Annotated in this window: 13 protein-coding genes and 1 rRNA gene (1 of these 14 cut by a window edge); 8 read left to right on the forward strand and 6 right to left on the reverse strand. The window is 42.2% G+C overall.

The features are described 5' to 3' along the window. From Q0A08_RS11690 to guaB, 4 genes are all read right to left on the reverse strand, one after another. Positions 1–82, reverse strand: a 16S ribosomal RNA gene (locus tag Q0A08_RS11690); it reaches 1459 nt to the left of the window's first position. A 385-nt stretch (positions 83–467) separates the two neighbouring features. Continuing rightward, positions 468–1190: a DNA/RNA nuclease SfsA gene (gene sfsA / locus Q0A08_RS11695; RefSeq protein WP_438467449.1), complete on the reverse strand. Its 723-nt coding sequence runs from the start codon at positions 1188–1190 to the stop codon at positions 468–470. Positions 1191–1293: 103 nt separating this feature from the next. Continuing rightward, on the reverse strand, positions 1294–2871 hold the full coding sequence (guaA, locus tag Q0A08_RS11700) for a glutamine-hydrolyzing GMP synthase (protein ID WP_438467451.1): 1578 nt from the start codon (positions 2869–2871) through the stop codon (positions 1294–1296). A gap of 134 nt (positions 2872–3005) precedes the next feature. Continuing rightward, positions 3006–4475: an IMP dehydrogenase gene (gene guaB, locus Q0A08_RS11705; protein ID WP_438467453.1), complete on the reverse strand. Its 1470-nt coding sequence runs from the start codon at positions 4473–4475 to the stop codon at positions 3006–3008. Between the two features lie 96 nt (positions 4476–4571). On the opposite strand from guaB, the gene xseA reads away from it, so the two are divergent. Further along, a complete protein-coding gene (gene xseA / locus Q0A08_RS11710) occupies positions 4572–5924 on the forward strand; it encodes an exodeoxyribonuclease VII large subunit (RefSeq protein WP_438467455.1) in 1353 nt (450 codons plus the stop codon). Positions 5925–6003: 79 nt separating this feature from the next. On the opposite strand, the gene Q0A08_RS11715 is transcribed toward xseA, so the two are convergent. Both Q0A08_RS11715 and Q0A08_RS11720 read right to left on the reverse strand, forming a co-directional pair. Further along, on the reverse strand, positions 6004–7395 hold the full coding sequence (locus tag Q0A08_RS11715; RefSeq protein ID WP_438467457.1) for a sigma-54-dependent transcriptional regulator: 1392 nt from the start codon (positions 7393–7395) through the stop codon (positions 6004–6006). 62 nt (positions 7396–7457) lie between these two features. Continuing rightward, a complete protein-coding gene (locus tag Q0A08_RS11720; protein ID WP_438467459.1) occupies positions 7458–9461 on the reverse strand; it encodes an ATP-binding protein in 2004 nt (667 codons plus the stop codon). Between the two features lie 353 nt (positions 9462–9814). On the opposite strand from Q0A08_RS11720, the gene Q0A08_RS11725 reads away from it, so the two are divergent. From Q0A08_RS11725 to Q0A08_RS11755, 7 genes are all read left to right on the forward strand, one after another. Continuing rightward, positions 9815–11224 (forward strand): cytochrome ubiquinol oxidase subunit I, encoded by a 1410-nt coding sequence (locus Q0A08_RS11725; protein ID WP_438467461.1) that lies wholly within the window; start codon positions 9815–9817, stop codon positions 11222–11224. Further along, positions 11224–12228: a cytochrome d ubiquinol oxidase subunit II gene (gene cydB, locus Q0A08_RS11730; RefSeq protein ID WP_438467463.1), complete on the forward strand. Its 1005-nt coding sequence runs from the start codon at positions 11224–11226 to the stop codon at positions 12226–12228. The genes Q0A08_RS11725 and cydB overlap by 1 nt, the downstream gene beginning before the upstream one ends. Before the next feature lie 473 nt (positions 12229–12701). Further along, the gene (locus Q0A08_RS11735; protein WP_438467465.1) at positions 12702–13604 is read left to right on the forward strand and encodes an EamA family transporter; all 903 of its coding nucleotides are present in this window, start codon (positions 12702–12704) and stop codon (positions 13602–13604) included. Positions 13605–13618: 14 nt separating this feature from the next. Then, positions 13619–14584, forward strand: coding sequence for a GlxA family transcriptional regulator (locus Q0A08_RS11740; protein WP_438467467.1), 966 nt, complete (start codon positions 13619–13621; stop codon positions 14582–14584). Between the two features lie 202 nt (positions 14585–14786). Then, positions 14787–15563, forward strand: a complete 777-nt coding sequence (locus Q0A08_RS11745; RefSeq protein WP_438467469.1) for a response regulator — start codon at positions 14787–14789, stop codon at positions 15561–15563. A gap of 76 nt (positions 15564–15639) precedes the next feature. Beyond that, on the forward strand, positions 15640–18210 hold the full coding sequence (locus Q0A08_RS11750; protein WP_438467471.1) for a PAS-domain containing protein: 2571 nt from the start codon (positions 15640–15642) through the stop codon (positions 18208–18210). Positions 18211–18360: 150 nt separating this feature from the next. Further along, complete coding sequence (locus Q0A08_RS11755; RefSeq protein ID WP_438467473.1) at positions 18361–19380, forward strand: sugar ABC transporter substrate-binding protein; 1020 nt, start codon at positions 18361–18363, stop codon at positions 19378–19380. Positions 19381–19424 lie beyond the last annotated feature (44 nt).

Consider the following 19424-nt stretch of genomic DNA (forward strand, 5'->3'; position numbering starts at 1 on the left):
GCTATCATCGTTTCCGCTCGACTTGCATGTGTTAAGCCTACCGCCAGCGTTCAATCTGAGCCATGATCAAACTCTTCAGTTTAAAATCATTGCTCACTCAAATCTTTACTACTGACTTTAAAATTCGATCCGAACTAACGAATCAAACATAAAGCGTTCTAGTATCGACTCTCGTAAGACTTCAATTTTTTTGTAGTCATTCGAACATCAATTACCGTAGCAATTAACAACTCGAATAACTTGCTGAAGTCTCTAGCGAGTGCCCACACAAATTATCTGATTAACTATTTTAAAGAGCGGTCTGACTTATCAGTGTTTCGATAGTCACCTACTTAGTAGGTTGTCGTTGCAGTCTTGTTTGCTGCTCCGTGTCAGTGGGGCGTATAATATACATCTCAAATTTTATGGCAAGCGCTTTTTGACCGATTAGCCAATTAATTGCATTTAAATTTCATTTTGATTATTTATCAAACAATAACAGGCACTTTATGAGTTAATTCAATCTCATCTGGAGTAATTTCTGCACGATAAGCAATCACTTCCACCCCTTGAGCCATAACTTCTTTCAAAGCTTGGGTATATTTCTCATCAATATGCGCTGCTGGAGAGACTTTATTAATACCTGTATGACTAACGCAAAAGCAAAGCACAGCTCTATGCCCCAGTTTTACCATATTGGCTAATTCATAAAGATGCTTACGACCACGTTCAGTCACTGCATCAGGAAAATAGCCATGGCCCCCTTCCCCTAACTCACCCTCTTCTAACAAGGTGGCATTTTTCACTTCCACATAACAAAGTGTTTCGCCCTCATTATTGGACAGCAACCAATCGATACGACTCCCTTCACCATATTTCACTTCTGCTTTTATATTTTGATAACCCTGAAGTTCTTCAATCACACCATTATCTATGGCTTCTTTTACTAACTTATTTGGCAAGCCAGTATTAATACAAGCAAGATGTTGATTATCAATTTCAACCAGTTCCCAGGTATGACGATATTTACGTTTTTCATTTTGGCTATCTGAAATCCAAATACGCGCATTTTCAGGCATACATCGTTTCATTGAACCAGTATTCGGACAATGAACCGTTATCTCACTACTATCAGGCAAAATTACATCAGTTAAAAAGCGTTTATAACGCTTTATGAGCTTGGCTTCGATTAAAGGATTGGGGAATTTCATAAATACCTTGTTGTTAACTGTTTACCAAATTCTAAATAAAAACGGCCCCCTTTGATTAGAAGGGAGCCGTTTTATTTAAGCTTTTACATCAAACGATTGGAAGTTATTCCCATTCGATTGTTGCAGGTGGCTTAGATGAAACATCATAAGTAACACGAGAAATGTGTTCGATCTCATTAATAATGCGACCAGAAACTGTTTCTAAAAGCTCATAAGGAAGATGAGCCCAACGCGCTGTCATGAAGTCGATAGTTTCTACCGCACGAAGTGCAACAACATACTCATAACGACGACCATCACCCACAACACCTACCGATTTAACAGGTAAGAAAACGGCAAATGCTTGGCTTGTTTTATCATACCAACCAGAACGGCGTAGTTCTTCAATGAAGATAGCATCAGCACGACGCAGAATATCCGCATAGTCTTTTTTCACTTCACCAAGAATACGAACACCTAAACCTGGCCCAGGGAAAGGATGACGATAAACCATGTCATAAGGTAGGCCTAACGCTAAACCAAGTTTACGTACTTCATCTTTAAACAATTCACGTAGTGGTTCAACGAGCTCCATTTTCATATCATCTGGCAATCCACCCACATTGTGGTGAGATTTGATAACATGGGCTTTACCCGTTTTAGAAGCAGCAGATTCTATAACATCAGGGTATATAGTACCTTGCGCTAAGAATTCAATTTCATTTAGTTTTGATGATTCTTCATCAAAAATCTCAATGAAGCTATTACCAATAATCTTACGCTTAGCTTCTGGATCAGCTTCACCTTTAAGGCGAGATAAGAACATATCTTCAGCATCAACACGGATCACTTTCACACCCATGTTTTCTGCAAACATAGCCATAACCTGATCACCTTCGTTCAAACGCAATAGGCCGTTATCAACGAAGACACACGTCAACTGATCACCAATGGCTTTATGAAGAAGCGCAGCAACAACAGATGAATCGACACCACCTGAAAGAGCTAGCAACACTTGCTTGTCACCCACTTGCTCACGCATACGTTCGATCGCATCAGTGGCAATGTTATCTGGCGTCCAAAGTGTTTCACACTCACAAATATCAACAACAAAGCGAGATAATAAAGCGCCTCCTTGTTTTGTGTGTGTTACTTCAGGGTGAAACTGTAAACCGTAGAATTTTTTTGCTTCGTTTGCCATACCAGCAATTGGGCAACTTTCTGTTGATGCCATCAAAGCAAAATCAGCCGGCATCTCAGTCACTTTATCACCATGACTCATCCACACATCAAGTAGATGAACACCGTTATTAGCAACATGATCAACAATGTCAGTTAATAGACTAGTATCACCATGGGTACGAATTTGCGCGTAACCAAACTCACGTAATTCTGAGCTTTCTACTTTTCCACCCAATTGCTCTGACATAGTCTGCATGCCATAACAAATACCTAAAACTGGTACACCTAAAGTGAACACAGATTCTGGTGCACGAGGAGAGCCAGCTTCAGTAACAGATTCTGGACCACCCGCGAGGATAATGCCTTTTGGAGCGAATTCGATAATTTCTTGATCTTCCATGTCAAACGCACGGACTTCACAATAAACACCAATTTCACGCACGCGACGAGCAATCAATTGAGTGTACTGAGAACCAAAATCAAGAATAAGAATTTTATGAGCGTGGATATTTTGCGACATAATTTTTTAACTCTTTAATAGACATTAGGGTCTTTGAGCTAGGTCTTTGAATGAGTTTTGATAAAAACCTAAGCTTCTTAAAATAAAGATGGGGCGATTAATTCGCCCCATCTCAGTTTAACTTTCTTTCACGCTTAGCCGGCGTGATAGTTCGGCGCTTCTTTAGTGATAGTCACATCATGTACGTGACTTTCACGAATACCTGCACCTGTGATACGAGAGAATTGCGTTTTAGTACGCATATCTTCGATATCAGCCGAACCTGTGTAGCCCATTGAAGAGCGAAGTCCGCCCATCATTTGATGAACAACTGCAACCATAGGGCCTTTACAAGGAACACGACCTTCAATGCCTTCTGGCACTAATTTCTCAACACCGTCTTTCGCATCTTGGAAGTAACGGTCACTTGAACCCTGAGATTGTGCCATAGCGCCCAAAGAGCCCATGCCACGGTAAGATTTAAATGAACGACCTTGATACAGTACAATTTCGCCTGGTGCTTCATCAGTACCTGCAAGTAAACCACCAACCATGATAACACTTGCACCGGCTGCGATTGCTTTCGCAATATCACCAGAGAAACGTACGCCACCATCAGCAATAACAGGTACATCATATTCAGCCATAGCTGCTGCCACATTAGCAACCGCTGAAATCTGAGGAACACCCACACCAGAGATAATACGAGTAGTACAAATAGAGCCGGGGCCTATACCGACTTTAACACCATCCGCGCCCGCTTTTGCCAAAGCAATAGCGGCTTCTGCTGTGGCAATGTTGCCACCAATAACTTGTACTTGAGGAAAGTTTTCTTTCACCCAACGAACACGATCAATAACACCTTTAGAGTGGCCATGTGCTGTGTCTACAACAATGACATCAACACCTGCTTCGACCAAAGCCGTCACACGATCAGAAGTATCAGCACCTGTACCAACAGCAGCACCAACACGTAGACGACCTTGGTCATCTTTACATGCATTTGGATAAGCCGTTGCTTTATCGATATCTGTTACCGTGATCATGCCGCGTAGTTCAAACTCAGCATTAACCATCAGTACTTTTTCGATACGGTGTTCGTGTAATAGTTTACGAACCTGACCAGCTGAAGCACCTTCCTCAACGGTTACCAAGCGCTCTTTCGGCGTCATGATATCAGCGACAGATTGTTCGAAATCTTTCACGAAACGTACGTCACGGCTAGTCACTATGCCTACTAGATCATCGCCTTGAACAACAGGTACGCCGGAAATGTTATGGCTGGCAGTCAAATTTACCAACTCACGAACACTGGCTTCAGGGTTAATAGTAACCGGATCACGAACAATACCGCTTTCGTACTTCTTAACACGACGTACTTCAGCAGCTTGCTCTTCAACAGAAAGGTTTTTATGAACAATCGCAATACCACCTTCTTGCGCTAGCGCGATAGCCATACGGTGTTCTGTAACCGTGTCCATCGCCGCAGAAACAAGCGGTAAATTCAATTCAATGTCTTTTGTTATGCGGGTTTTAAGGCTAACATCCTTGGGTAGAACTTCGGAATAGCCTGGTATAAGCAATACGTCATCAAACGTTAGAGCTTCTTGCGCGATTCGTAACATAATGGGAGGGTTTCCAATGCCAACTGGGGTAGATTTAGATGGCAAGTAATTCTAACGGAGAAAGCCCTCGCGGTAAATCAAAACAATGAGAGATTGATGAATTTTTTTACAGCCGAGAAACAAAATGAGGTCGCCTTCAGTGTCTCTCAATTAAATCGTCAAATACAAAACTTACTAGAAGCCAGCTTACCTTGGGTTTTAGTAGAAGGTGAAATATCCAACCTAGCCCGCCCAGGCTCTGGCCATTGGTACTTTTCACTCAAAGATAGTAAGGCACAAATACGTTGCGCCATGTTTAATAATCGCAACAATTCTGTCCGTTTTAAGCCTAAAGATGGGGACTTAGTTAAACTCAGAGCCAAGGTTACTTTTTACGGACCAAGGGGAGATTGTCAATTAACTGTAGAATCCATGGAATCTGGTGGCGAAGGAGCATTACAACAAGCCTATGAAAGGTTAAAAGCGCAACTAGAAGCAGAAGGTCTCTTCAAAAAAGAGCATAAAAAGCCTTTACCAACAACACCAGAGCGTGTGGCAATTATCACCTCTCCCATTGGCGCAGCCGTAAGAGATATGATCAGTGCCTTTAAACGACGTTTTCCTTTAACTGAGCTCACCATTATCCCTTCCTTAGTACAAGGGCAAGGCGCGGCGCAAAACCTGACCAAACAACTGATTAGAATGGATGCCAGCGATCATTTCGATGCCATTATTATTGGCCGTGGCGGCGGTTCACTGGAAGATCTTTATAGCTTTAATGATGAAACCTTAGCCAGAACCATCTTTAATGCTAAAACGCCTATTATTTCTGCCGTCGGCCATGAGGTCGATTTCACCATTGCAGACTTTGTTGCCGACGTCCGTGCTGCGACACCAACTGCCGCAGCAGAGCTTTTAAGCCCAGATTCAGATCAGTTGATTAGACAGATTCAAACACGAGAAAATAGCTTAACGTTATCATTTGAGCGTCAGTTGCAAACTCAACAGCAAAAGCTCGATCATTTAATCCAAAGAATGCGCCATCCAAGTGAACGCATACAGTTGCAGCAAGATAAGTTAAATCAGCTCGAGAGGCGAATGCAACAAAGCATGCAAGCCCTGCTCAATAACCATAAAGTAAAACTCACTCACTCAGATACTAGGCTAAGTAATGCAAGCCCAGCACAAACCCTCAAACTTAAAAATCAACAATTAGAGGATTACCAACGCAGACTATCTCAAGCCTTGAAGCAAAACCTAGAACAAAAGGCGCAGACCTTTGCCTCCTTAGTAGAAAAGCTTAATCTAGTGAGCCCGTTACAAATTCTGTCTCGCGGTTATGCGATTGCCAGCAACGAAGAAGGTGTGGTTAAAACCATTGCTCAAACCAAAAAAGGTGAAAAGTTAAAAGTAAGAATCAAAGACGGTGAGCTTAACTGCGAAGTCATTAGTAAAAAGAAAAGTAACTAAGAAGCGTTAAAGTGAGAAGAGGAGACAAAGAAGGTTCTTAACCCCCCTTCTTTGCTCTCAATACCTGTAATTTACATCTTTATCCCAACTGATACCTTTCAATCTTTTTTAATAGGCCTTGCCTTGAAATACCAAGCTGCCTTGCCGCTTGACTGCGATTCCCTAGACTTTCTTGTAAAGCTAATTTGATTAAAGCGATTTCAAGTTGTTTGACTTGTTCATCCAGACCAGAATCCAAAGTAATCAATGGATTAGAAACTGGCACACTCTCTATTTGCCCCATAGGAAAGAGCAAAGCTATGTCTTCCATTTTAATTTCAGTACTTTGAGCAATAGAAGCAACACTTTCCAAAGCATTTTTAAGTTCTCTCACATTACCAGGCCAAGTCTGCGCCACAAACCAAGTTAAAGCCTGAGCCGATAACATAGAGCCTGTTTTCAAACCTGCATTAACACCTTCTTTTTGAGCTAAAAAAGTCTGTATCAAGAGAGGAATATCTTCCCTGTGTTGATCTAGAGCCTGAGTCTCAAGCGTGATGCCTTTAATTCGATAATAAAGGTCTTCTCTAAATTCACCCTCTTTCACTTTTTCCATCAAATCAGCATTGGTGGCTGATACCACTCGCACATCGATAGACTGCTGCACTCTTCCCCCCACAGGAAAGAAAGTCCCTTCTTGCAGCGCTCTTAATAACTTAATTTGCATAGGTGCAGGCATTTCACCAATTTCATCCAGAAATAGCGTACCGCCATCAGCAAGAGATAAAAGCCCTACCTTATCTTTATCCGCCCCGGTAAAAGCCCCTTTTTGATAACCAAATAATTCACTTTCTAAAAGGTCCGCAGGAATAGCCCCGCAATGTACTGAAATAAAGACTTTATCTTTGCGCAAGCTCATATCATGGATAGCTCTTGAGACCACCTCTTTACCCGTACCAGAAGGGCCAGTTACTAATACGCGAACTTCAGTTGGCGCAATACGCTCAATCAAAGCGCGAATATTAATCGCCGAGGTCGACACACCAATATAAGATTCAGCCGCACTTTTCACCTGTCCATCTAGCTTGAGCTGCTTAAGATTTCGAACTTCTTTATCCAGCCCATGTTTAGTCAAGGCACGCTTAACAACAATCGCTAGCATTTCAGGGTCTAAGGGTTTTGCGATAAAATCCCAAGCACCATTTTCGATCGCTTTAAGCGCAAGGTCACGCTCAGCATTCCCCGTAATAACGATAACAGGACGCGAAATAAGATCAGGAATAGCAGCCAAGGTTTGGTGAGGGTCGAAATGAGGCGGCATGGCTAAATCTAACAAGACAAGGTCAGCATCAAAGCTAGCCAAACAGGCCTTAGCTGAAGCAAGATCAGCAGCTGTTTTTACTTGATAACCCGAACCTTCCAGCCAAATTTGTGCCAGCTGACAAAACGCAGGTTCATCATCCACTAATAAAATCTTTGCCCCAGTATCCATTTCTTTACCTTTTACTTAATTTTTTACTTAGCATTTTACTAGCAAAACGCCTTCTAGAGCCCTTATTGATCAGGCATGAAGGTTTGATTTGATAATTGCTTTTGACTTTTATTTGCATGTAATGGCAGATCTATTTCAAAACTGACAGGCCAATTGAGGTCACTACGACAACGTATTTCCCCCTGATGCGCATCAATAATGCGTTTAACTATCGCCAAACCTAAACCATGGCCACCAGAACGCTTACTTACAAAGGGTTGAAACAAGCTTTGAGCATCCATATTGGCAGCAATTTCAGGCCCATTATTATGCACCCGAACCTGCACTAGATTACTAGCATCATAACGTCTTGCCTCTACTCTAAGCTTGGCATCTGGCTGGTTACGTAAAAATGCAGCCGCATTATCCATTAGGTTAATAAACACCTGCTGAATTCTTTGTACATCAACCTCTAAAGTGAGCTCATCTGGCATATCGAAACTCACTTGTACATTATCTAGCTCAGCTTGGTGCTCTAAGCTCATTAACAAAGGTTTTAATAATAAAGGGGTATAGTCCAATTTCAGACTGCCAGAATACAGCAGTAAATCACTGATCAACCTGTCCGCTCTTTGAACCTGAGTTTGAATATGTTGCTTGATGGTATCATCTGTACTCATAGACGCCATGGAAATGATATTTAACGGATTACGTAACTCATGGGCCATAGCGGCAGATAAACCACCCAATTCGACTAGATGCTTTTCATCTAGCCTTTGCCTTTCTGCCTCAGCAAGCTCAAGACTTTGCTGTAACAAGCCACAACGAGTGGTAAACAAAGAGGCAAACACCTCCCCAGACAAACGCATTCCTGGGCTCACATCTTGCCAAGCGATCAACTCAAACTGCCAACCTTGATAAAGGTTCCGCACTAAAAGCTGCATCCGATTTTCATCTATTTGAGTCTCTTTTTGACGTTCTGTTTGGCTGGCATTTGAGCTCGTATCAAGCGTAATAATTTGACCTTTATTAATTTCGATAGAGACATCAACCACCTGCCCAAGCTGTTGCTTCAACAAGGTTTCGCCAATTTGAATCAACTGGGGCCAATCCTTAGCACCTTTAAGGGCTTGGCTCCAAATATCTAAAAGGTCTTCATTCAAACGAGAGCCAGGATAAATTAAACGCTCTACTAAACGAGAAAGAGGGGGATAAATAAGGGCACTTAATAAAAGAACGGTTAAAGAATATAACCATAATTGCCAAGCCGGCACCTCAGCCAAGGCTTGCATCCCTAAAGGTGCGGCGGTGGCACTGATGAAAGCAATCAATATCAAGAGACTCAACATCATCGCCAGCCAAAGCAAGGCACGGTTGGCAAAGGCATTTACCGCTAAGATTTGATAGCGCACCACAGCATAAACAAGCAGCAAAATGTAAGTCGGCAAAAGCATCATGGGATAAGGAAAAGCATCCACCCCAACAGATGGGAAAATAAAACTAGTCGCTAACAATAAACCCCAAGCACTCACCATAAAAAGCACAAGGATAGAACGACGTTTATTGCCCTTATGGATCAGCCAACCGTAAAGTAAAACCGCATGACCAAGTACGCCTAACAAGACGGTATAAACCAGATTAAACCAACCATAATCTGTGAATACAAAGAGAAACAGACCGGCTTTTTCTATAACGATGACACCGCTTAACCACCAGCTAGAAATACAAACGAGAAAACTGACTAGATACACCTTATTAAGATTATCACTGAGTAAGGCCAGCCAAGGCTTAAACTTATGGGTATATTCACCCTGAATCTGACTACTGGAAACAAAGCGCACACTAAAATCGAGGAAGAAAGTTGGCATCAAAGGGTTAGCCAGAATGAGAAAAATGCCGAGAGATTGCATATCGTGAGCAATGGCTAAATGGCCAAAACACCACAAGGCCATCATGATGGCAAATGCCGATAAAGCCGTTAAGTCTCGCTTACCAGCTGCACGCCAATAAAGCCAAAAACCTGCCATCAAGCCGCACACACTGGTGAGCAAGATAACCATTTCAAAAATCACATTTAATGTCGGCACACTGTCAACCTGATTAACAACTTTCAATTTAAAACTGTAAACCTAGTTTACAGTCGATTTTATAAAACGCTCAGAAAAACAAAACAAACCTTTAAATTCATACACTTATAAATAAAACCATTTTTTGGCACTGGTATTGCTATAAGTATGGCTAATCAATAGCAAAACTTGATCCAACTCAAATATTTTTTATTTAATTTAATCAAATAAGGCATTAGCTATGAATAATAATCTTTTACTGATCGAAGTCATAACTCTACTATCTATTACTGGGTTAGCCCTGATGCCAAGCCTTTTGAAACAAGCAAGTCAGAAAATAAAGAAAGTTAGTTAACTCTTTACTTGAGGTATTTATGGAACTTGATGTCGCAATACTCTCACGGATTCAATTTGCGTTTACTGTGAGTTTTCACATTATCTTTCCCAGTATCACAATCGGTCTAGCCACCTTGATTGCGATATGGGAAGGCCTATGGCTTAAAACCCATAACCCCTATTATTTGCAATTAGCTAAATTTTGGATCAAGCCTTTCGCTATTACGTTTGGTACAGGTGTCGTGTCAGGCATTGTTCTTTCTTATGAATTTGGTACCAACTTTTCACGTTTTTCAGACATAGCAGGTCCTGTCATAGGCCCACTAATGGCCTACGAAGTATTAACCGCCTTTTTCCTTGAAGCTGGCTTTTTGGGTGTCATGTTATTTGGTTGGCAAAGGGTGAGTCCTAAAATGCACTTTAGTGCCAGCTTGATCGTTGCTATCGGTACTTGGATCTCGGCTTTTTGGATTATTGCCGCTAACTCATGGATGCAAACCCCTGCAGGTTACGAAATCATCGCTGGAAAATTTCATGTTACTAGCTGGTTCGAAGTCATCTTCAACCCGTCTATGCCATATAGATTGGCCCACATGCTATTGGCAACCATGATCACAGCAAGCTTTTTAGTAGCAGGCATCAGCGCTTATTATTTATTGAAAAAACAGCATATTAACTTCGCTAAAAAAGGCCTATCTATGGCACTTTGGTCAGCGTTAATCTTCACCCCATTGCAAACTTACGTGGGTGATTTACATGGTCTTAATGTCGCTAAACATCAACCCATTAAACTTGCGGCGATGGAAGGTATCTGGCCCGAATGGGAAGCGCCTGTTCCACTGCTATTATTTGCTATGCCAAATATGGAAGAAGAAAGAAACGACTATGAAATTGGGATTCCACATCTTGGCAGTATCATACTCACCCATAGTCTAGATGGTGGTGTTCAAGGGCTTAAGTCTGTTCCACCTGAAGACAGACCCTATGTGCCGCTTGTCTTCTGGTCATTCAGAGTCATGGTCGCAATCGGTGTTGGTATGCTCTTTATCGCCATCTGTGGTTTATTACTGCGCCATAAAGATAGGCTCTACGAAAATAAAGCCTTCTTATTACTCACCACGGCCTTTACCCCAATGGGTGTCATCGCAGTACTCGCAGGCTGGTATGTGGCTGAAACCGGACGCCAACCTTGGGTTGTTCAAGGCCTAGTTCGCACCATGGATGTTACTTCTTTGTTACCAGCTGAAAAGGTCCTCTTTTCCTTAATCATGTTTGTTGTCATCTATAGTTTGCTATTAGGTGTATATCTCTACTTTATGGGCAAGTTGATCAAGAAAGGGCCGCCAAAAATGGCTGATTTAGAAAGACAACTTATTGGAATGAAAGCACCAGGTTATGCACTGGCTTGGGTTAAAAACCTTAAACACCAAGAACAAGGGGATAAATAATGGATTACGCACTTTTCTATTTTCTTATCTTGGGCTTCGCCATCTTTATGTACACACTGTTAGATGGCTTTGATTTGGGCATAGGTATCCTCTTTCCTTGGTTTGATAACAATGAGGAAAGAGATCACTTAATGCGTTCAATCTCCCATGTGTGGGACGGTAACGAAACTTGGCTAGTCTTTGGGGGGGTCATTTTATTTGCCGCTTTCCCAAGTGCCTATGCCGCTATCACATCGACTTTCTATCTGCCCATCATGCTGATGTTATTTGCCTTAATCTTTCGGGGTGTGGCATTTGAATATCGCTTTAAGTCAGATACCTCTAAAAAGTGGTGGGACCTTGCTTTTAGCAGTGGCTCAACCATAGCGGCATTTTGCCAAGGCTTAATCTTAGGTTCGGTTGTAGAAGGCATTCCTGCCAACGCCAGTGAAACCAATAGCTTAATTTGGCTTACCCCTTTTGCCATATTAACAGGGTTTGCGGTAATGGCAGGTTATGCTCTTCTCGCCACCAGCTACCTCTATATGAAGAGCCGTGGTGAGATTCAGCTCAGAGTCGCTAAGCAAGGGCGTTTTCTCCTCATACTCGTTATTCTGGCGATGGGAGCAGTCAGTATCTGGACGATTCTGGACCAAGCTGAAATTCGTGCTCGTTGGTTTGATGGCCTTAACTTTCTTTGGTTAAGCCCACTGCCCTTAGCGTCTGCAGTATTAAGCTATATAGCCTGGAAGTGTTTTGCCAGTGACCATAAAGCCAAGCATGAAAGCTGGCCGTTTTGGTGCAGTGCAGGCCTTTTCTTATTAGGGTTTGCAGGTTTGGTCGTGGGCTTATTTCCTTACCTAGTGCCAAGACAAATGACACTTTGGGAAGCCGCAGCACCAGATTCCAGCTTAAGCTTTCTTGTGTATGGCATCGTCATCTTTTTGCCTTTGATCTGTGCTTATACCTTATGGGGATACCGTGTATTTTCTGGCAAGGTAGAGGATTACGAAGAGGGTTATTAATCTTATGAGAAACATTTTGACTAGCAAGATAAGGAGCTAAGTATGAAACAACAAAAGCAATGGTTTTGGTTTCTTAGACTGTATCTTTTAGGCCTAATTACTTTAACCATCATCTCTTTCAGCTTAAAAGGCTTAATCAGCTTTTTATAAACCCATTTCGGTTTAACCTACCTTTCCCACATCGATCACCCAGTGGGAAAGGTAGTTTTTTTATTTCATTACTCATGATATTGCAATTAACTAGGCTCTTATCAGTAACGCTTAGAGCACATGTCCTTTTTGACCCGTTACCTAGCTCAAACACACCTCATATCCAGCGTTTATAAAGCGTAAACTAAATTCATATTCACTAGCTGCTTTTACAAGCATACAGATGTGACCATACAGCAAATTCTGTCAGTAACATGGGTTTTTAAAGCAAGGCTCTGTGATAGAGTGAATCTGGTGTCATTTATATTCAAAAGGACCTCACCATGACCAACAAAGACATTTTACTTGCCCTCGCCATTATCTTTATTTGGGGCTTTAACTTTGTCGTTATTGCGTGGGGAATTGAAGGTATCCCCCCTCTATTATTAGGTGGACTAAGGTTCTTACTGGTTGCTTTAGTTGGCTCTTTATTCTTTAAACGACCTAAGACTCCTATTAAGTGGTGGTTTGCCTATGCCCTGCCCATTAGCTTTTTACAGTTCGCATTTTTATTCAGCGCCATGGATAACGGCATGCCAGCGGGCCTTGCTTCACTCGCCTTACAATCACAGGCCTTATTTACCTTGGTCTTTGCCATGCTATTCCTTAAAGAAAACATTAAAGGTTTCCAAGTCTTAGCCATTTTTATTGCGGCACTTGGCCTTATCTTTATCGCCCAAAGCCATGACTCTCAAACCATGACGGTATTAGGTTTTGCCCTTACTTTAGCAGGCGCTGCCAGTTGGGCCATGGGCAACATAGCTAACAAAACCATTTCACAAAAAGGTTATGCAGCTAATGTGAATCTCATTATCTGGAGTGCTTGGATTCCACCTATTCCCTTCTTTATTGCCAGCTACTTTATTGAAGGACCAGATTTAATTATTGATAGCCTAAGTAACTTTGGTCTGCAATCAGCCATCTCTCTGATTTATCTGTCAGTCCTTGCGACTGTAGTGGGCTACGGTTTGTGGAGCTATCTACTAAAGAAATACCCGGCAGCACAAGTTGCGCCTTTAACCTTAGGTGTGCCTGTGGTTGGCCTATCGTCTGCGGCATTAATTTTGAATGAAAGCATTAACCAAACCCAATGGATAGGCATTAGCTTGGTAGTAACAGGTCTATTAGTAAATACTTTCGGGGCTAAGCTTTTAGGCAGCTTATTTAAAACCAAATCTGTGACTTAATAGGGCTAGCTAACATGACCCCTATTTACGTCTTAATGCTGCCCAATATCCTCTTATTAGATGCGATTGGGCCAGCAGAAGTTTTTCAATACGCCAATCGTATTCATCAAAAACGTGGCGGAGATGCTCTTTACCAATTGCATTTTGTCGGACCCGAAAATGATGCAAGCAACTCCCTAGGTTTACCTCTTAATCTCGCCCCTTTACCAGACAAGATAGAAGCCAATGCATGGTTAATTATTGCTGGTCTAACCGGTGATGAGATCCCACTGGAAACACCAGCCATTCAAACCGCTTGTCATTGGCTAAAACAGCATACATTCGAACGCTACATCAGCGTTTGTGCAGGCTCTCTTATCATGGCAAAGGCTGGCCTACTTAAAGATAAAAAATGTACCACACACCATCTTCATCTTGATGATTTAAGAGGCTTAGTAGCCCCTCATCAAGTATTGGAAAATCGTCTTTTTGTGGTGGATGATAATACCTACACCAGTGCCGGTGTCACCGCAGGGATAGATCTCGCCCTTTACCTAGTACAAGAAAATAACCAAGCACAATTAGCGGCGGATATAGCTCAGTACATGGTGCTATTTTCTAGACGTGGAAGCCAAGACCCTAGTTTTTCTCCTTGGCTTGAACACAGAAATCATCTTCATCAAAAAGTACACTTGGTACAAAATGCAATTCAATCCGATCTAGCCAAAAGCTGGTCATTAGATGAACTGGCTCAAATAGCCCATTGCAGCACCAGACATCTAGCACGCCTTTTTAAGAAAGAAGCGAAAGTCACCACCAAAGAATACACCTATAAACTGAGATTAAATCTCGCTCAGCAATTACTACAAACCTCAGATCTTCCTATCGAAAGTATTGCCAGCCAATGCGGGTTTGAAGATAGCCGTCAGTTCAGACGCCTTTGGTCACGCTATTTTCATCAAGCCCCTTCGATTTTTCGCTTAGAGAATCAATCTCTTTGAGCTAAAAGGCTAAACTCATTTCAATAATATAATTCGTCACAAAAGTATGAAATTGAATAAACTTAAAGGCATCTGTTCATTTTCCATTAACTTAACCATGTTAATGATAAGACAATAAACAGATACTGAGCCTTGGCTCAATTTTTAATCTTTAAATAATAAGTACTTCATAATAACGATAAAAAAGGAAGAGACTCTGGGCATGTCTGAGACCCTCAAAAAGACAGTATTAGTTGTGGATGATGATGCCGATATCCGCACTTTATTAGCCGATGCACTGCAGCAAAAAGGCTACATTGCTTTGCTAGCAGAGAATGGCCAGCAAATGTGGCAACAGCTTGAAGGTGCCGCGGTTTCGCTCATCATTATGGATCTTTATCTACAGGATGAAGATGGGCTACAACTGGCTCGTGAAGTTAGAGAGAATCATCAAATACCCATCATGATGTTAACTGGCATAGGTGATGAAACAGACCGTATTCTCGGGCTCGAACTCGCCGCAGACGACTATATGATGAAGCCCTTTAGCATGCGCGAAGTCATGGCACGTATTCATGCTCTGATAAGGCGCTCAACTCAGCTTACCCCTCAGATTGCTAATCAACTCTCCCATACCTTAGCAGAGGCTCATCAATGCTTGAGCTTTGGTTCTTGGTTGTTAGATCTCACCGCGCGTCAGCTACAGGACGATAAAGGTAATTTGGTCGTGCTAACTTTAGGCGAATTTTCATTGCTAGAAGCCTTGGCACTTCACCCAGATAGAATCCTTACTCGAGAGCAGCTATTAGATATGAGCCGCGGCTTAGAAACCGAGGTGTTCGATCGCACTATAGATGTCTTGATTCTGCGTCTACGCCGAAAAATAGAAGCTAACCCGAAAACTCCAGAGTTCATCAAAACTCAAAGAGGATTAGGTTATTTATTTCAAGGGCCCGTTAGAAGCAATGAACGTAGAAACAATGAGACGATAAATACCTAACAGCTAACGCTAATGAGGCGATAGAGTTTTAATCGCGCTCATACAAAACAGTAAGAGTTAAAAAGTAGAGGTAAAAATGCGACTAACCAGTTTACGTCATAAAACCACCATCGCCGTCTTAGCGATCAGTCTGGTGGCATTTTTTATGGTGGCGATTGGTTGGCAAGCCATGCGTTTAAGTGAAGCAACCTTATCTGAATTTGAAGCACAAACCTTACCCGAGATAAGCACAGCACTCACCTTAGCCGAAGGCGTTGCCCAGCTCGCCGCCATTGCCCCTTATACAGCTGAATCGGGTCGACCCTTTCAGCTACAAAGTGAAGCAAAAAAAATAGAACAGCGCTTTTATGAACTAAGCACTGTGGCCCAAACCTTGGCTGACACAGATTTTAAAGAGGATATTTTCACTCGCCTTGGTGAGCTTCAAACTAGTCTGTCTGAGCTCATCTCTTTGGTCGAAGAAGAACTCTTTATTCGAGAAGATAGTCTCGCGCTGCAATTTCAAATTCGAGCTCTCTCTAAATCTCAGTTGCTGTTAGCCATTAAGCCAGATATTGGTCTAAGTTGGTTATTGGATCTTATCGAACGACCTAAAATCACCCCTTCTTTAATTATTGATGAACTCAACCTTTTAAATCATCCCTCACCTATAGTGGTCGAAACCGCCCAAAGCTTGCACCAAGCCCATATGAGGCTTGCCGCCATACAGGAAAGAAAGAACTATCTACTAATTTCTGTCAGAGCCAAATCCGAGCAACTAAGCCAGCATGTGAGTCACTTTGTAGGCGGTTTACAGAAAAAGGTGAGCCAGCAAAGACAGTCAGTGGCAGACGTGGTGAGCTATGGTCAGAGCTGGATCTTAGGTATTTCTATCTTTCTACTTTTAGGCCTAGCGCGCTTATATTTTTATAGTCGAGGCATCACCCATGACCTTGGTGTGGTAACAGCCGAAATGTCTTTGTTAGCTCAGGGCAGTATCGATTCAAAACAAGCCAAGATTAAACGCAATGATGAGATAGGCACACTCGCTGATACCTTTGATGTGTTTCGCCAAGATGCGATACGCCGACAAGAAATGACAGCAGAGATGTCCAAGCAAAAAGACCTATTAGAAACCATCTTCAATAATATTACTGATGGCCTGAGTGTATTCTCTTCCCAAGGTTTATTAGTCTCGTGGAACCCTAGATACGAAAGCTTATTTTCGTTCCAACCGGGCCAGCTTTATTTAGGTATGCCTATCACTCAAGTGCAAAACGTATTAAATCAGCAAAACCCAAGCACAGATCCAAACCCTGAGTTTCTATTACAAGATCTCACTCAAGACAGATACCATACAAGCAAGCAGTTTGAGCAGCATTTTAGTTCAGGCAAGGTCATTGAGTTTCGTAGCCAGCCCATGCCAGAAGGCGGTTTTGTTACCCTATATAGTGATCTCACCGAAAGAAAGAATGTCGAGCAACAACTACACCAAGCACAAAAAATGGATATGCTTGGTCAGCTTACAGGCGGTGTCGCCCATGACTTTAATAATCTTTTAGCCGCAATTATGGGCAACCTTGAGATGCTAGCAGATTCTGGCAACTTTAATGCCGATCAACAAAAGTATCTAGATAGAAGTATCGCCGTTTCAGAGAAAAGCCGTCACCTAGTGCAACGACTGCTCGCCTTTAGCCGTCGCCAGCCGCTTTTTCCTGAAGCAACTCAAATAGATGCTCTGATTGAAGACATGTTAGATCTTATTGCTTACAGTGCAGGGCAAAACATCAAAGTCATACCAAAACTTAATTGCCCAAATGCCCATTGTTTAATCGATGCCTCCCAACTTGAAAATGCGTTATTAAATCTCGCCCTGAACAGTAGCGCCGCCATGCCTAACGGCGGAGAACTTAGCCTTGAAACTCGCTCGTGCCAACTCGTCAATACAGATGAGAGTCTAGACACAAACCAGAAGCAACAAACGGCCATCATGATAGAAATAAAAGACACAGGGCTTGGGATAAGCCCCGAACTTATCCCCAGAATTATCGAGCCCTTCTTTACCACCAAACCCATAGGTAAAGGCAGTGGGCTGGGCTTAAGCACCATATATGGTTTTATAAAGCAAAGTGGCGGTGAATTAGAGATCACCTCAGAACCTAATCAGTGGACTAAAGTACGTCTTATTTTACCTTTGATGAAATCCGAGCCATTAAGTGAAAACACTACTCTTAATGACAAGACAATAAGAAATACAGATCTGTTTAATAACGATTACCCTGATGTCACTTTAAAAGAGCCTTTAGAAGCTTCTTTCCCAATGCAGGCAGGACAAAGAGTTTGGCTTGTGGAAGATGATCTTCAAGTCGCCAATGTACTCGCGGATCAATTACAAAGTTTAGGCTTATCAGTAAGCCATTTTGAAAGCGCAGAAGACGTGTTGGATATGCTAGAGCATGACAGTGCAGATCTTATTTTGTCGGACATCAATTTAGCTGGCGAAATAAACGGCATCAGTCTCGCCCATCAAATAGATGAGCCAATTTTATTAATGTCTGGTCTACCCAAAGCGCAATTAGAGCAAGAATATAATTTATTAGCATCAGACTGGTTTATTCAAAAGCCCTTTAATATCAATACCCTAAAGGAAATATTTCAGCTAGGTTAAGCTTATATTTCAATTATTACAAAGAAACTTTCATGCTGAAATTCACCATTAGTTTTTGTTTTGCATAGTGATTAAACAGCCAAATGACAGGCTGTAACTGGCAGCCACTGCCAGAGATAAAACAACAAAAACAATTTTGGAGTCACTATCATGAAATTTTCTTTGCGCAAGCTTGCAGGTGTTATTGCCCTTACCAGTCTATCCACCAGCGTACTCGCTGAAAGCGATATTATTGGTCTTATCACCAAAACCAATACCAACCCTTTCTTTGTAAAGATGAAAGAAGGTGCTCAGAAGAAAGCCAGTGAGCTTGGGGTTGAGTTAAGAACTTTCGCAGGCCGTTATGACGGCGATAATGAATCACAAGTTCAAGCCATAGAAAACCTCATTGCCTCTGGCGCAAAAGGCATTCTCATTACACCAAGTGACCCTGCTGGTATTGTACCTAGCATCCAAAAAGCCCGTGATGCAGGTCTATTGGTTATTGCCCTAGATACCCCATTAAGTCCAGCCAATGCCGCAGACATGACCTTTGCCACAGATAACTTTAAAGCAGGTGAAATGATCGGCCAATGGGCAAAAGCACGTATGGGCGAGAAAGCAAAAGATGCCCGTATTGCACTGCTGGATCTTAGCACTAGCCAAATTACCGTAGATGTTGCCCGTGACCAAGGCTTCTTAAAAGGTTTTGGTATCGACATTAAAAATGCAGGCCGTATTGGGGATGAAACCGACCCAAGAATTGTCGGCAATGATGTGACTCAAGGATCTGAAGAAGGCGGCCGCCGCGCCATGGAAAACCTACTACAAAAAGATCCTAGTATTAATCTGGTTTACACCATCAATGAACCTGCCGCAGCGGGTGCTTATGAAGCCTTGAAATCCTTTGGGCTTGAGAAAGACGTCACCATAGTTTCTGTCGATGGCGGCTGCCCTGGTGTACGAAACGTACGTGATCATGTGATAGGTGCAACCTCCATGCAATTCCCATTAGAGATGGCATCACAAGGGGTAACTTCTATTGTTGAGTTCGCTAAAACAGGTACACGCCCTAGTGCTTCTGACGGGTTAGATTTCTTCGATACTGGGGTACAGCTCGTGACAGACAATCCAACTCAGAGTGTTCAATCAATTAACTCAAACACTGGCCTTGCCATGTGCTGGGGTTAATTTTCCTTAGATCAAATAGCATTTTGAATTGAAAGCCATCTCCT

This window comes from Marinomonas sp. PE14-40 (assembly GCF_051623805.1).
GTDB lineage: Bacteria > Pseudomonadota > Gammaproteobacteria > Pseudomonadales > Marinomonadaceae > Marinomonas.

What these genes read in the sequence shown, in the direction of transcription:
- sfsA (WP_438467449.1), bottom strand. Translation starts at nt 1,190, where the DNA reads ATGAAATTCCCCAATCCTTTAATCGAAGCCAAGCTCATAAAGCGTTAT.
- guaA (WP_438467451.1), bottom strand. Translation starts at nt 2,871, where the DNA reads ATGTCGCAAAATATCCACGCTCATAAAATTCTTATTCTTGATTTTGGT.
- guaB (WP_438467453.1), bottom strand. Translation starts at nt 4,475, where the DNA reads ATGTTACGAATCGCGCAAGAAGCTCTAACGTTTGATGACGTATTGCTT.
- xseA (WP_438467455.1), top strand. Translation starts at nt 4,572, where the DNA reads ATGAATTTTTTTACAGCCGAGAAACAAAATGAGGTCGCCTTCAGTGTC.
- Q0A08_RS11715 (WP_438467457.1), bottom strand. Translation starts at nt 7,395, where the DNA reads ATGGATACTGGGGCAAAGATTTTATTAGTGGATGATGAACCTGCGTTT.
- Q0A08_RS11725 (WP_438467461.1), top strand. Translation starts at nt 9,815, where the DNA reads ATGGAACTTGATGTCGCAATACTCTCACGGATTCAATTTGCGTTTACT.
- cydB (WP_438467463.1), top strand. Translation starts at nt 11,224, where the DNA reads ATGGATTACGCACTTTTCTATTTTCTTATCTTGGGCTTCGCCATCTTT.
- Q0A08_RS11735 (WP_438467465.1), top strand. Translation starts at nt 12,702, where the DNA reads ATGACCAACAAAGACATTTTACTTGCCCTCGCCATTATCTTTATTTGG.
- Q0A08_RS11740 (WP_438467467.1), top strand. Translation starts at nt 13,619, where the DNA reads ATGACCCCTATTTACGTCTTAATGCTGCCCAATATCCTCTTATTAGAT.
- Q0A08_RS11745 (WP_438467469.1), top strand. Translation starts at nt 14,787, where the DNA reads ATGTCTGAGACCCTCAAAAAGACAGTATTAGTTGTGGATGATGATGCC.
- Q0A08_RS11750 (WP_438467471.1), top strand. Translation starts at nt 15,640, where the DNA reads ATGCGACTAACCAGTTTACGTCATAAAACCACCATCGCCGTCTTAGCG.
- Q0A08_RS11755 (WP_438467473.1), top strand. Translation starts at nt 18,361, where the DNA reads ATGAAATTTTCTTTGCGCAAGCTTGCAGGTGTTATTGCCCTTACCAGT.